The organism is Nitrobacter winogradskyi Nb-255 (assembly GCF_000012725.1).
GTDB classification, from domain to species: domain Bacteria; phylum Pseudomonadota; class Alphaproteobacteria; order Rhizobiales; family Xanthobacteraceae; genus Nitrobacter; species Nitrobacter winogradskyi.
In genome coordinates, this window is record NC_007406.1 from 1,544,169 (window position 1) to 1,557,257 (window position 13,089).

Sequence of the window (13,089 nt, forward strand, 5' to 3'; positions counted from 1 at the left end):
ACGGAGGCTTGCGCCGGGGCTGCGGTGGACTATAAAGAGCACGAAAAATACCTTCAACCGCGGCTTTTTTGATGACCCGTCCGATTGCACAAAAGGAATCCCATCTGCGCGCCGTGCGCTGGTGGCTGGTGTTCATGGCGCTGCTGATTGCCGCCATGGTGCTGGTCGGCGGAGCGACGCGGCTGACTGAATCCGGCCTTTCGATCGTCGAGTGGAAACCCGTGACGGGCTCGCTTCCTCCGCTTTCTCAGGCGGAATGGATTCAGGCTTTTGAGGGCTACAAAGCGATACCGCAGTATCGCGAGATGAACGCGGGCATGACGCTCGATCAGTTCAAGACCATCTTCTGGTGGGAGTGGAGCCATCGCCTGCTCGGACGCTTCATCGGTATCGCGTTCCTGTTGCCGTTCCTCTGGTTCATGTGGCGCGGCGCGCTGCCGTCGGATCTGAAGCGGCGGCTCTGGATTATTTTCGGCCTGGGTGGCCTTCAGGGCGCGGTCGGCTGGTGGATGGTCGCCTCCGGTCTTACCGAGCGCACCGAGGTGTCGCAGTATCGTCTGGCGACGCATCTGGTGCTGGCGTTGCTGATTTTCACGGCGATCGTCTGGACCCTGCGGCGGCTGTCGGATCGGCCGCCGACGCTGGCGTCAATTCGATTGCGGGTAACGAGCGGCGTTCTGCTGGTGCTGGTGTTTGTGCAGCTTTATTTTGGAGCGCTGGTCGCCGGGCTGCGGGCAGGGCGCGTCTTCAACACATGGCCGGACATCGACGGATCGTTCATTCCATCCGCGGACAGGCTGTTCTTCGAGCAGCCATGGTGGCGCAATCTGTTCGACAACACGCTCACGGTTCAGTTCCAGCATCGCATGATGGCGTATGCGCTGTTTGCGGTTGCGGTTCTCCATCTGATCGATGCTCTCGTATCGCGCGCGAACCCCGCTATTGTTCGCGGAGCTCTTTGGCTCGCCCTCGCGATGACGCTACAGGCGACGCTTGGCATCCTGACCCTCCTGTACGAGGTTCCCATCATGCTCGCCCTGGTGCATCAAGGGGTCGCGATTGTGGTGCTGACGCTTGCGATCGTTCAGGCTGAGCGGATGACCGAGGGCCAATCCGCCCGGCAACGCCAGGAACTGGGCGTGGCGGCCGGATAGTTTTCTATCGGCGCGGGGGCCGAGCGGCTTTGCTTGGATTCGATACCGCAGTGTTGATACCGCGCAGGAGTGGCATCGGATCGGACCGGGCCTGAGGCTGCGTTCCCGTTCTGCGACGCATAACCCTCCCGACATCGGTCCTCGCCGTCTATACAGATTCCCGAGCCTGCTTATGATGTGACACGGTCGTGAGCCGGGCGGGAAAGGCAGGAACAGCCGAACCCCCGGTTGATCGCGAGTCAGCATCGGGGCGAACAATATGGCGAGATCCGGCAACCTCTCCGTCCTGCTCATCACGACCTGGGCATTCACCGTTTGCTTCGCTGTGTGGATGATGTTCGGTGTGATCGGCATTCCGATCCGCGAACAGCTTGGGCTCGGTTCGACGGAATTCGGTCTGCTCACGGCGACGCCTGTCCTTACCGGCGCATTGTTTCGCTTGCCGCTGGGCATCTGGACCGACCGCTTCGGCGGACGGATCATCATGCTGCTGCTGCTGGTCGGCTGCGCGGTCCCGGTGTGGCTGTCCGCCTATGCGACCACGCTCTGGCAGTTCCTGCTGCTAGGACTGGCGCTGGGTCTGGTCGGCGCGTCCTTTTCGGTCGGCACGCCCTATGTCGCGCGCTTCTTTCCCAGGGAACGCCGGGGCTTCGCGATGGGTTTCTTCGGCGCCGGCACGATCGGCGCCGCCCTGAACATGTTCGTATCTCCCTGGCTCATAGAGGCCTATGGCTGGCAGATGGTGCCCAAGGTATATGCCGTCGTGCTGCTGGTCACCGCGCTTCTCTTTTGGGCGTTGTCCGCGCGTGATCCCGGCGTCGGCAGTCAGGCGCCTTCGATGTGGCGACAATTGTCGGTGCTGCGCGATCCTCGCGTCTGGAAGTATTGCCAGTACTATTCGATCGTGTTCGGCGGTTTCACCGCGCTGTCGATCTGGATGCCGCAATACTTCAAGACCGAGTACGGTTTCACCATCGCGCAGGCGTCGCTGCTGGCGGCGTGCTTCTCGCTTCCCGGCGGGGCCTTTCGCGCCTTGGGCGGCTGGCTTTCGGATCGCTTCGGCGCCCATAACGTCACCTGGTGGGTGCTGTGGGTTGCCTGGGTCTGCCTGTTTCTGCTGTCCTATCCCAGGACGGACCTGATCGTGCACACGGTCCGTGATCCGCTGAGTTTCAGCATCGCCCTGCCGTCGTGGTTCTTCACCATGCTTCTCTTCACGCTCGGCATCGCCTTTGCCTGCGGCATGGCCTCGACGTTCAAATACATCGGCGACGACTTTCCCGACAGCATGGGAGCGGTATCCGGCGTCGTCGGCATGGCGGGCGGCTTCGGCGGCTTCCTGCTGCCGATCACGTTCGGGGTGATCCTTGACTGGCTCGGCTTCAACTCGAGCTGCTTCATGCTGCTCTACGGCATCATCTGGGTATCGCTGACGCTCAACTACCTCACCGAAGTCAGGCAGGCGCCGGTCATGGGAGAGCAAGTTCGATCGCCTGCGGCGGAGCAGTCACGTTAGGGTGTTTTCGAGCGACGTGGAAACCGCTTCGCGTGAAGAAAACGCGTCAAAACAATAATCTCTATAGCGTTTTCGAGCGAAGTGGGTACCGGTTCGCGTGAAGAAAACGCGTCAAAACAATAATTTAGAACCGCTTCTGATTTAATCAGAAGCGAACATGCTCTAGTTTCTGGACGCCGTCGTCGCATAATGCGGACGATACTCAGTCCAGACGTCATGCCCCGCTTTATGCCGGGCATCGACGTCTTCGTCTTCGCGGAATTGCAGCATCCAAGACGTGGACGGCCGGGACGAAGCCCGGCCATGACCGTGGCGCACTTATCATTGATGCACGTTCCGTTCTACGCCATCGCCTGCTCGAGGTCGGCCATGAGGTCTTCCTTGTCCTCGATGCCGATCGCCAGGCGAACAATATCGGGGGCGGCGCCGGCTTTGATCTTCGCCGCATCGTCGAGCTGGCTGTGCGTGGTCGATGCCGGGTGGATCACGAGCGATCGGGTATCGCCGATATTGGCGAGGTGCGAGAACAGCTTGAGTTTCGACACCAGCTTGACGCCGGCGTCGTATCCGCCTTTCAGGCTGAACGTGAACACCGCGCCGGCGCCCTTCGGCGAATATTTGCGGGCGAGGGCGTTGTACGGGTCGCCGGGCAACCCGGCGTAGTTGACCGCCGCGACGGCGGGATGGGCCGCCAGCCATTCGGCGATCGCCTGTGTGTTCTCGCAATGCTTCTGCATCCGCAGCGGCAGTGTTTCGATGCCCGTCAGGATCATGAAGGCGTTGAACGGCGACAGCGCCGAGCCGAGATCGCGCAGTCCAAGCGCGCGGCATGCGATCGCGAAGGCGAAGTTGCCGAACGTCTCCTGTAACCGGATTCCGTTATATTCCGGGCGCGGTTCGCTCAGGATCGGATACTTGTTATCCTTCGACCAGTCGAACGTGCCCGCATCGACTATGATGCCGCCGAGCGAGTTGCCGTGGCCGCCGAGGAATTTCGTGAGCGAGTGAAGCACGATATCGGCGCCGTGCTCGATCGGTCGAATGAGATAGGGGCTCGCCATCGTATTATCGACGATCAGGGGGACGCCCGCCTTGCGCGCGATCGCCGCGATCGCTTCGATATCGGTGATGGCTCCCCTGGGATTGGCGACCGATTCGATGAAGATCGCCCGTGTTCGCGGCGTCACGGCCTGCTCGAAGGTGTCGATATCGTCCGGGTCCGCCCACGCCACGTTCCAGCCGAAGCTCTTGAAAGCGTGCGTGAACTGATTGATCGTTCCGCCATAGAGCTTGCGGGCGGCGATGACCTCATCGCCGGGTTTCATGAGTTGCTGGAGCGTGATGACCTGCGCGGCATGCCCCGACGCCACCGCAAGCGCCGCGGTGCCGCCCTCGAGCGCGGCGACGCGCTCTTCCAGCACCGCGTTGGTCGGATTGCCGATGCGGGTATAGATGTTGCCGAACGCCTGCAATCCGAACAGCGAGGCCGCGTGGTCGGCATCGTTGAACACGAAGGAGGTAGTCTGATAGATCGGCGTCGCGCGCGCGCCGGTGGTCGGATCAGGCTGGGCGCCGGCGTGGACGGCAAGCGTTGCGAAGCCCGGAGTGCGATCGGTCATCTCGTATCCTGTCTGCTCGGTCGGATGTGACGCTGATGATGCTGATGGGATCGCGCGTTGACGTCAAGGCGCTGCCGGACAACCCTGGATTATGCCGCGCAGGTCCGTGACGGCGGACGCGTTCCTTCAACCAGATCCGGCGCTCACGCCGGGCCGTCCTTGTCCCGCAAAAGTGACACGGGGATCGTGCACGGAACAACGACCTACTCTATTCCGAATCCTTGTAGTTTTTTCAGGTAATATAGAACCATTTTCATAAGCCAATGATTATTCTACAGAAAGATCACCTGAATGGCGTTGACGCGGAAAGGTCGCGCCTCTAGAAACCTCAACAGTTCGGCGCGTGCGCGTCGAGGTCTCTTTCACGGATGTCTCACATGAAAACGTTTTCGGCAAAGCCCGCCGAAGTGACGAAGAAATGGGTGTTGATCGACGCCAGCGGACTGGTGGTCGGACGGCTCGCCACCCTCGTTGCGATGCGGCTGCGCGGCAAGCATCTGCCGACCTACACCCCGCATGTCGATTGCGGCGACAATGTCATCATCATCAATGCGGCCAAGGTGGTTTTCACCGGCCGCAAGCGGGACGACAAGATCTATTACAACCACACCGGATACATCGGCGGCATCAAGCAGCGCACGGCGAAGTCAATTCTCGAAGGGCGCTTTCCGGAGCGCGTTCTCGAAAAGGCCGTTGAGCGCATGATCCCGCGCGGCCCGCTCGGGCGCGTACAACTCGGCAACCTCCGGGTCTATGCCGGCGCCGAGCATCCGCACGAGGCGCAGCAGCCGGAAGTCATCAATGTCGGTGCGATGAACCGTAAGAACATGAGGGCCGCATAATCATGGCCGATACCATTCAGTCTCTCGACCAGTTGTCCGCGCTCAAGCCGGCCGAGTCGGAAGCGCCGAAGCACACCAAGAAGGTCGACAAATACGGCCGCGCTTACGCCACCGGCAAGCGCAAGGATGCGGTTGCCCGCGTCTGGATCAAGCCGGGCGCTGGCAAAATCCTGGTTAATGCCCGCGAGGTTGACGTTTACTTCGCGCGTCCCGTGCTGCGAATGATGATCCAGCAGCCGCTCGTTGCTGCCGCGCGCGCCGGTCAATATGACGTCGTCTGCACCGTTGCCGGCGGCGGCCTGTCCGGCCAGGCGGGGGCTGTCCGCCACGGCCTGTCTAAGGCACTGACGCACTTCGAGCCCGAATTGCGTGGCGTGCTCAAGAAGGGCGGCTTCCTGACCCGCGACTCGCGCGTGGTCGAACGCAAGAAGTACGGCAAGGCGAAAGCCCGCCGCTCGTTCCAGTTCTCGAAGCGCTGATCGAATTCGACCTTCGCCGCAGCCAGCGGCGAAGGTCGAGCTTCGAACCTCGGAACTTTAGCTCAATTTTTCCTGCCAGAGCAGGGAGCTATGGAAGGTTTCTGCAGAAGTCTGTTATCTTTGCGGAATGCATCCGGCTTCGCTGCCGTCGCGGAAAAGAACTATAGCGTTTTCGAGCGAAGCGGAATCCGGTTCGCGTCAAGAAAACGCGTCAAAACATAAAGATAAAGTCTTTCACCATTTCCATAAAACGGTGAAAGACTCTGGTATCGCCCAGCGCCTGTCGGGTCGCATACGCTGCGCATTGGCTGCGTTTCTGATTGTCGTGGTGCCCGGTCCGGCCTCTGCGCAAGTGGGCGCGGAGACGGCGGCCGCCCCCGAACACGCCAAACCGGATAAGACAGACAAGCCCGATAAAGCAGTCGAGCCGGATAAGGTAGACAAGTCCGACAAGGTCGATCTCGACACACGCGAGGCGATCTGCCTGATGGTCGAATCCGCGGCCAGGGCCGAGAGCTTACCGCTGGAGTTTTTCGCGCGCGTGATCTGGCAGGAGAGCCGGTTTCAGCCCGATGCGGTGGGACCCATGACGCGCAGCGGTCAGCATGCGCAGGGTATCGCGCAGTTCATGCCGGGGACGGCGAACGAGCGACGGCTGCTTGATCCTTTCGATCCGGTGCAGGCCCTGCCCAAGTCGGCGGAATATCTGAACGAGCTGCGTGGGCGCTTCGGCAATCTGGGACTGGCGGCCGCGGCCTATAACGCCGGTCCTCGCCGTTTGCAGGACTGGCTTGATGGCAAGGGATCGATGCCCGCCGAGACGCGCAACTATGTTGTCGCCATCACGGGATCGCCCATCGAGGACTGGGCGGCCGCCGGCAAGAGCGGGAAACCGCCAGCCCCTTCAGACACGACGAGTTGCCGCGAACTGATGGCGTTGTTGAAACGGGCACCCAATCCGTTTGTCACGGGCCTCGAACAGCACGTCAAGCTCGGTGCGGACAAGCCGTGGGGGGTACAGCTCGCGGCGGGCTTCAACCGCGCCGGCGCGATGGCGATGTACGCACGAGCCATTAGACACCTTGGCGCTGTGATCGGCGATCGCGATCCGAGCCTGCTGGGCTCGCTATGGCGCAGTCGTGGCACGCGGACATTCTATCAGGTGCGGATCGGGGCCGATTCGCGTATGGAGGCCGACGATCTCTGCAACCGGATCCGGCGCGCTGGCGGCGCCTGCCTCGTGCTGCGAAACCCGCGCGTGAAAGGGTAGGATCAGGGGCGTGCGGCCGTGCAGGCTGTTCTGATCGAGGCGGGATGACAGGCCCGGACAAGGAAAAAAGAGGACCGAGGGCGATGGGACAAGAAAACGAAGTCCGGGCGGGAGAGGTCGTGGTCGAGCCGCCGTCGCCGACGGATGCGGGGCTGGTGTTCGTCGGCCGCGTTCGGACGCCATGGAGAACCCGTGCGGAAGCGCCGCGTCAAGGGCAGCCTGACGGACCGGTCTGCCGCCTCGAGATATTCGATCCCTGGAAGCCGGCATTGCAGGGCCTGGAGAGATACGAGAGCATCGAGGTCATTTACTGGCTTCATCTGTCGCGTCGCGACATCGTGCGGCAGGTTCCCAAAAGCAGCGGCTCGTCCCATGGCACGTTTGCGCTCCGGTCGCCGGTGCGGCCTAATCCGATCGGGACGTCGATCGTGAAGCTGGTGGGTATCGAGGGCTCCACGGTTCTGGTGCGTGGACTGGATTGCCTCGACGAGACGCCGCTGCTCGACATCAAGCCGATCCGCTGCCAATTTGCGTCAGCGCCGAAGGGCGATGGCGAAACCGGCTGAACGCGTCCGCAGCATCAGGCGACGCCGTCTCCGGTCTTGCGAAAAGGGCCGGCTTCCGTGAGTTCCCGGGCCGCTTCGGCGACGTAGTGACGTTCGCGATTGAGGAAGTCACCCACCGCGCGTCGCAACCCCGGATCGGCGATATAGTGTGCCGAGTAGGTGGTTTGCGGAAGATAGCCCCGCGCGATCTTGTGCTCGCCCTGTGCGCCGGCCTCCACCGTTCTCAGGCGATGCTGGATCGCAAAATCGATCGCCTGATAATAACAGACCTCGAAATGCAGGAAGGGATGATGCTCGATGGCGCCCCAGTGCCGCCCGAACAGCGTATCCGACCCGATGAAGTTGATGGCGCCCGCGATCCAGCGGCCGTCGCGCCGGGCCATGATCAGGGCGATATCCCGGCTCATGCTCTGGCCGATCAGCGAATAGAACGACCGGGTCAAATAGGGCCGGCCCCATTTGCGCGTCCCCGTTTCCATATAAAACTGAAAAAAGGCGTCCCAGATCTCCTCGGTAAGGTCGCCGCCGGTGAGGACGTGGATGGTGATGCCGTTGGCCAGCGCATCGCGACGTTCACGCCGGATCGCCTTGCGGTGCCGCGAGTTGAGGCTGGCGAGGAAGTCCTCGAAGCACGAATAGCCGTCGTTTCGCCAATGAAACTGCTGGTCGGTGCGCCGGAGGAATCCCTTCTCCGCGAGGAACGCCCATTCATCCTTGCGAGCAAAAGTGACGTGGACCGATGATGCGCGGGTCGCGTCACACAGGCCGACGAGGCCGCCGGCCAGCGCGGCGCGGACATCCGCTTCGTCGTTGCCGGGTCGGATCAGAAGCCGGGGGCCGGTGGCGGGTGTGAACGGAACCGACACCAGAAGCTTGGGATAATAGCGCCCGCCTGCGCTCTCATAGGCATTGGCCCAGCCGTGATCGAAGACATACTCACCCTGCGAGTGGGATTTCAGATAGCAGGGGACGATGCCGACGATCGAGCCGTCTTGGCGCGCGATCAGATGGCGCGGTCCCCAGCCGGTCCGGGAACAGGCCGAGTTCGACGATTCGAGAGCGATGAAAAAAGCATGTGAAACGAAAGGATTATAACGGCATTTTGAACTTTGGGATGAATCCGGGAGAGGCGCGGGGACTGCACTATCGGATCCTCCGCCCGGACCGGAGGCCGGATTAGCGCAGGCGTCCCAGTCCGCAGCCGGAATTTCGCTGACGGATCCGACAGCTTCGAGCGATATTTCAGATGGTGGTATCAAGGAGTTGAACCGGTCCGGCTTGAGAATTCAGCCACTGCACGCAGTGACTCTTGCGGTGTGGCGGTGCGATGTTTGATCCGCATCCGCCCAGAGATTGGACACGATGCCTGGCGACATCAAGGGTCGCGTGATCATGCGTTCGGGTAGAAACCTTCGAAGATCATCTGGTCGGCATGTCTTGCGGCACGGGCACGCTGTTCCGCGCTGCGCACCGTCCATGTCAGCAACGGACAACCTAAAATGTTTCTTGCAATCCAAGGCGCGAGAGCAGGGAGTTCGTTCACGTTATAAGCGACAAAATGCGGCCGGGTGCGGAAGCCGTGACGCAGATGGGTCATCGCGGCGCGCTGGCGCGACGTCGCTTCCGGCCAGTCGGCCTTCGAATAGCGGCGCTCGGCGACGATGCCGCGCGGGAGCGACGGCATCAACTCGCGCATCGCCATGACCTGATCCGGATCGAATGACATCCCGGCCGCCGGCCCGTCATAGCCGGACAGCACCTCCGCCATGCGGCGCACGAGATCTGTACCGCCATCAAAGTGACTTTTGACCTCGATCACCAGCGGTACGCGGCCCGCGACCAGCGCGCAGAGATCCGCAAGCGACATCATTTTTTCGGGCGTGCTCTTGAAAATGACGCGCTTGAGCTCGGCCGCGGTCACGGTTCGCAACGCCCCCGATCCTTCCGTCAGCCGGCCGAGTTCATCGTCATGGTAGACCATGGCCTCATTGTCGGCGGTCAGCTGGATGTCCACCTCGATGGCGAAATTCCCGGCGATGGCGGCCCGGATCGCTCCGGGCATATTCTCCATGATCCCGCGAGCGTGGTCATGCAGGCCGCGGTGGGCGATCGGGCGTGCTGTCAGCCAGTCGGGCGCGCGCATTCGGGGTCAGGCGACTTCGAAAAGGCCTTCGATCTCGACCGCCGCATTCGCGGGAAGGGCGGCGACGCCGACCGTGCTGCGCGAGTGGCGGCCCTTCTCGCCGAACGCCGCAACCATCAGGTCCGATGCGCCGTTCAATACCTTGGGACCGTCGGCGAAATCGGGAGCGGAGTTGACGAAGCCGCCAAGCCTGACGACACGGGCGACCTTGTCGAGATCGCCGAGCGCGGCCTTGACCTGTGCCAGCAGATTGATGGCGCAGCCGCGCGCGGCCGCGTTACCTTCTTCAACGGTGACATCCGCGCCCAGCTTGCCTTTTGCGATCAGGTTACCCTCCGGGTCCAGGCAGAGTTGTCCGGACACGAACAGCAGGTTGCCGGTACGAACGAAGCCGACGTAATTCGCCACGGGCGATGCCGGTTCATGCAGGATGATGCCCTGCGCGGCCAGATTTTGCTCGATCACTCCTGCCATGTTAGTCCCCTATAGCGTTTTCGAGCGAAGCGGGTGTCGGTTCGCGTGAAGAAAACGCGTCAAATCAAAATCTGAGAGCCCGTTTCTGATTCTATCAGAAGCGGAAAGGCTCTTATAGACGTTCCACTCGAAATCCGTTGAGGAGTCTATCTCGCCTATCGTCTTGCGACATGCAAGCAAATGCCGGATTGGAGCGGGTTCTCCAAGCGGCCCGACAGGCAGCCGATCAAACTTTCGAGACAGACAGCAAATAATCGGGGCTGCGGCGGGCCTCCCCAATTGCGGCGCAATTGAGCGGTGACTATGGTCGGATTCAATCCCGTCGAGAGATGATATGCGCCACTATTCTCGTTGCTCCGCTTCGCGCCTTTTGCCCTGGTTTCTGACGACAATTGTCGCCGCCGCGTCCCTGCCGGCACTAAGTGGTGCGGCGTATGCCGCCGCCGGAGTTTCGTTTCTCTCTCATCAGGCGCTGTACAATCTGAGCCTGGTGAAATCTCGAGGCAGCTCGTCGATCAACGGCGCGCGCGGGCGAATCCTCTACAAGTTTTCCGGAAGCGCCTGCGAAGGTTACACGTCGGACTTCAGGCAGGTCTCGGAAATGGACAACGGGGAAGGCGAGACGACGCTCAGCGACATGCGTTCCACGAGCTGGGAGGATGCGGAAGGAAAGGCATACCGTTTCAAGATCGTGACCCGCGCGAACGACAGCGATCAGAGCGAGGTCGACGGAATCGCCGAACGCAAGGGTGGCAAAATCACGGTGAAACTGAAACGGCCGGTCGCCAAAACGGTCACCATCGACGGCAAGGCGGTGTTTCCGACCGAACAGATCCAGCGCATCATTGCGGCCGCGAAGGCAGGAAAGTCGGTGCTCGAACTGACCGTGTATGACGGATCGGACAACGGCGAGAAAGTCTACAACACGTTTTCGGTGATCGGGAAACCCATTCGAGGGGAGGCGACGGGATCAACGCCTGATCCATCGACCGCCAATGATCAGATGAAAACCTTGACGCGATGGCCGGTCACCGTCAGTTACTACGAACGCGGCGCCCCACATACCAGCGGTGAACAGACCCCGAACTACTCCATATCGTTCGAGCTGTTCGAGGATGGCGTCTCGCGCGCGTTGGTGCTCGACTACAATGACTTCGTGATTTCCGGGAAGATGGACAAGTTCGACCTCAGCGATGTCAGGAGCGCCAAGCCCTGCAAGTGATGTCAGCCTGATATACTTCGGAATGCGGGTCCTTTGACCGCGCTCCCGGATTACCTGGGTGGCTTTTCCGGCCCGTCATAGACAAGGCCCCGGATGACGGCCGCGCTCCCGAACTTCTTGCGCAGGTCGTCCATCGCCCGTTCAGCATGAGCTGAGCGGAGATCCAGCATATCGGCCTCGCCGGCTTGCGATGCCGCCCGAAGCGCGCTGACGCCCGTTCCCATCAGGCGGAAAGCGGTGCCATCGACTTCCTTCGTCAGCATTTCCCGGCACGTTGCGAAAATCTTGGATGCGAGCTGGGTCGAACCGGAGATCGATCGCGACCGCGTTCTTTGCCGGAAATCGGTGGTCTTGAGCTTCAGCGTGATGGTCGATCCCGCCAGTTCACTTGCCTTCAGTCGCGAGGAGACCTTCTCCGACAGCCGCCACAGGAGGCGTTCGAGCGTGGCGAAATCGCGGATATCGGACTCGAACGTCGTCTCGCTCGAAATGGTCCTGGCGCCGCGATCCGCGATCACCCGCCGGTCATCGATGCCCTGCGCCAGCCGCCACAACCGGCGCCCGTCGGCAGGAAACTGCTTCATCATTTCGATCTCGCCGGCATGTTGCAGATCGCCGATGGCCCGAAAGCCACGCTCCGACAGTCGCTGCTGGGTGGCCGGGCCGACGCCGAAAATGAAACCGACCGGCTTGTCCGCGAGCATGATGCGCGCTTCGTCCTGGTCGAGTGCCGCGAAACCGCGCGGCTTGTCGAGGTCCGAGGCGATCTTCGCGAGGAATTTATTGCACGACAGCCCGACCGACACCGTGATGCCGAGCTGGCGTTCGATGCCTGTTGCGAACCTCGCCAGCACCTTGGCGGGAATCATGCCGTGAACGCGTCGGGTACCGCTGAGGTCAAGGAAGGCTTCGTCGATCGACAGCGGCTCGACCAGCGGCGTCAGCGCCTGCATGGCGGTGCGCACATCCCGACCGATCCTGACATATTTCGCCATGTCGGGAGGGACCACCGCTGCGAAGGGGCAAAGCGCGAGGGCTTTGAACATCGGCATCGCGGAATGCACGCCGTAGGTCCGGGCGGTATAGCAGGCGGCCAATACCACGCCGCGCCTGCCGCCGCCCACGATGACAGGCTTGTCCGCCAGCGCCGGATTATCCCGCTTCTCGACCGTGGCGTAGAACGCGTCGCAATCGATGTGGGCGATGGCAAGCGCCGGCAATGCGCGATGTCGCACCAGCCGGGGCGAGCCGCACGCGCTGCAACGGGGCGCCGTAAAGCTGAGGTCGGCGAGACAATCCCGGCAAAAGCACAACGGACCATCCGACGAACCTGCGGTCACGGGAGGTCGCGTTCCGGAAAAACATCGCCGAACGCCTGTCGGGCGGCCGCGATCGTGGTCGGGTGATGCCCCGAGGACTCCGAGAACGCTTTCACGGTTGCGTCGTCGCGCAGCACGAAATCCAGCACGGCGGTCAAAAAATGCGGATCGGAGGCGGAACTGCGCAGAGTCTCCGGACCGATGCCGGTCTCGGCCAGAAACCGGCCTAGAACCTCCGCGTCGGCCGCGACAAATGAAAGGGCCTGAATGGCCACAAACTCAGCGGCTTCGCGCGGGTTATGCACACGCTTTGTCATCTCGACCATTTGCCTTTCCGTAACCTATCGATTTTACTTTGGACCAGAATGCCCGAGTCCTGGAACCTTCAACCAATTACTAATCCGCTCGCATAAAGATCGTCTTATGTCTTAACGACTTAGAGCGAATTCTGGTGCAAATCTAACTCCAGTTTGCGGATAAGTGTC

Annotated in this window: 13 protein-coding genes; 7 read left to right on the top strand and 6 right to left on the bottom strand. The window is 61.6% G+C overall.

From position 1 onward, the window contains the following. Window positions 1-71 precede the first annotated feature (71 nt). Together NWI_RS07355 and NWI_RS07360 are read left to right on the top strand one after the other, a co-directional pair. On the top strand, window positions 72-1,154 hold the full coding sequence (locus tag NWI_RS07355; protein ID WP_011314688.1) for a COX15/CtaA family protein: 1,083 nt from the start codon (window positions 72-74) through the stop codon (window positions 1,152-1,154). Window positions 1,155-1,413: 259 nt separating this feature from the next. Further along, window positions 1,414-2,670 (top strand): MFS transporter, encoded by a 1,257-nt coding sequence (locus NWI_RS07360; RefSeq protein WP_011314689.1) that lies wholly within the window; start codon window positions 1,414-1,416, stop codon window positions 2,668-2,670. A gap of 341 nt (window positions 2,671-3,011) precedes the next feature. On the opposite strand, the gene NWI_RS07365 is transcribed toward NWI_RS07360, so the two are convergent. Continuing rightward, window positions 3,012-4,289, bottom strand: coding sequence for an O-acetylhomoserine aminocarboxypropyltransferase (locus NWI_RS07365; RefSeq protein ID WP_011314690.1), 1,278 nt, complete (start codon window positions 4,287-4,289; stop codon window positions 3,012-3,014). Between the two features lie 377 nt (window positions 4,290-4,666). On the opposite strand from NWI_RS07365, the gene rplM reads away from it, so the two are divergent. From rplM to tsaA, 4 genes are all read left to right on the top strand, one after another. Next, window positions 4,667-5,131, top strand: coding sequence for a 50S ribosomal protein L13 (rplM, locus tag NWI_RS07370; RefSeq protein WP_011314691.1), 465 nt, complete (start codon window positions 4,667-4,669; stop codon window positions 5,129-5,131). 2 nt (window positions 5,132-5,133) lie between these two features. Beyond that, window positions 5,134-5,610: a 30S ribosomal protein S9 gene (gene rpsI, locus NWI_RS07375; protein ID WP_011314692.1), complete on the top strand. Its 477-nt coding sequence runs from the start codon at window positions 5,134-5,136 to the stop codon at window positions 5,608-5,610. A gap of 127 nt (window positions 5,611-5,737) precedes the next feature. Then, window positions 5,738-6,880, top strand: coding sequence for a lytic transglycosylase domain-containing protein (locus NWI_RS07380; protein ID WP_011314693.1), 1,143 nt, complete (start codon window positions 5,738-5,740; stop codon window positions 6,878-6,880). An 83-nt stretch (window positions 6,881-6,963) separates the two neighbouring features. Then, entirely contained in the window at window positions 6,964-7,446 is a 483-nt protein-coding gene (tsaA, locus tag NWI_RS07385; RefSeq protein WP_041345499.1) for a tRNA (N6-threonylcarbamoyladenosine(37)-N6)-methyltransferase TrmO, read from the top strand. Between the two features lie 14 nt (window positions 7,447-7,460). Here the strand turns inward: tsaA and NWI_RS07390 are convergent, their stop codons facing one another. The 3 genes from NWI_RS07390 to NWI_RS07400 form a co-directional block, all read right to left on the bottom strand. After that, window positions 7,461-8,705, bottom strand: coding sequence for a GNAT family N-acetyltransferase (locus tag NWI_RS07390; RefSeq protein ID WP_011314695.1), 1,245 nt, complete (start codon window positions 8,703-8,705; stop codon window positions 7,461-7,463). Window positions 8,706-8,836: 131 nt separating this feature from the next. Continuing rightward, window positions 8,837-9,589 (bottom strand): glycerophosphodiester phosphodiesterase, encoded by a 753-nt coding sequence (locus NWI_RS07395; RefSeq protein ID WP_011314696.1) that lies wholly within the window; start codon window positions 9,587-9,589, stop codon window positions 8,837-8,839. A 6-nt stretch (window positions 9,590-9,595) separates the two neighbouring features. After that, window positions 9,596-10,063 carry a RidA family protein gene (locus NWI_RS07400; protein ID WP_011314697.1) on the bottom strand — a complete coding sequence of 156 codons (468 nt, stop codon included), beginning with the start codon at window positions 10,061-10,063 and terminating at the stop codon, window positions 9,596-9,598. 334 nt (window positions 10,064-10,397) lie between these two features. Between NWI_RS07400 and NWI_RS07405 the strand changes: the two genes are divergently transcribed. Continuing rightward, complete coding sequence (locus tag NWI_RS07405) at window positions 10,398-11,285, top strand: cell envelope integrity EipB family protein (protein WP_011314698.1); 888 nt, start codon at window positions 10,398-10,400, stop codon at window positions 11,283-11,285. Window positions 11,286-11,335: 50 nt separating this feature from the next. Here NWI_RS07405 and NWI_RS07410 read toward each other — a convergent pair whose 3' ends face one another. Both NWI_RS07410 and NWI_RS07415 read right to left on the bottom strand, forming a co-directional pair. Beyond that, window positions 11,336-12,625, bottom strand: coding sequence for a DNA polymerase IV (locus NWI_RS07410; RefSeq protein ID WP_011314699.1), 1,290 nt, complete (start codon window positions 12,623-12,625; stop codon window positions 11,336-11,338). After that, on the bottom strand, window positions 12,622-12,921 hold the full coding sequence (locus NWI_RS07415) for a DUF3572 domain-containing protein (RefSeq protein WP_041345503.1): 300 nt from the start codon (window positions 12,919-12,921) through the stop codon (window positions 12,622-12,624). The genes NWI_RS07410 and NWI_RS07415 overlap by 4 nt, the downstream gene beginning before the upstream one ends. Window positions 12,922-13,089 lie beyond the last annotated feature (168 nt).

Coding starts and splice junctions, on each gene's coding strand:
- NWI_RS07380 (WP_011314693.1), top strand. CDS start 5,738: ATGCATCCGGCTTCGCTGCCGTCGCGGAAAAGAACTATAGCGTTTTCG.
- rpsI (WP_011314692.1), top strand. CDS start 5,134: ATGGCCGATACCATTCAGTCTCTCGACCAGTTGTCCGCGCTCAAGCCG.
- NWI_RS07400 (WP_011314697.1), bottom strand. CDS start 10,063: ATGGCAGGAGTGATCGAGCAAAATCTGGCCGCGCAGGGCATCATCCTG.
- NWI_RS07405 (WP_011314698.1), top strand. CDS start 10,398: ATGCGCCACTATTCTCGTTGCTCCGCTTCGCGCCTTTTGCCCTGGTTT.
- rplM (WP_011314691.1), top strand. CDS start 4,667: ATGAAAACGTTTTCGGCAAAGCCCGCCGAAGTGACGAAGAAATGGGTG.
- NWI_RS07360 (WP_011314689.1), top strand. CDS start 1,414: ATGGCGAGATCCGGCAACCTCTCCGTCCTGCTCATCACGACCTGGGCA.
- tsaA (WP_041345499.1), top strand. CDS start 6,964: ATGGGACAAGAAAACGAAGTCCGGGCGGGAGAGGTCGTGGTCGAGCCG.
- NWI_RS07355 (WP_011314688.1), top strand. CDS start 72: ATGACCCGTCCGATTGCACAAAAGGAATCCCATCTGCGCGCCGTGCGC.
- NWI_RS07395 (WP_011314696.1), bottom strand. CDS start 9,589: ATGCGCGCGCCCGACTGGCTGACAGCACGCCCGATCGCCCACCGCGGC.
- NWI_RS07365 (WP_011314690.1), bottom strand. CDS start 4,289: ATGACCGATCGCACTCCGGGCTTCGCAACGCTTGCCGTCCACGCCGGC.
- NWI_RS07415 (WP_041345503.1), bottom strand. CDS start 12,921: ATGACAAAGCGTGTGCATAACCCGCGCGAAGCCGCTGAGTTTGTGGCC.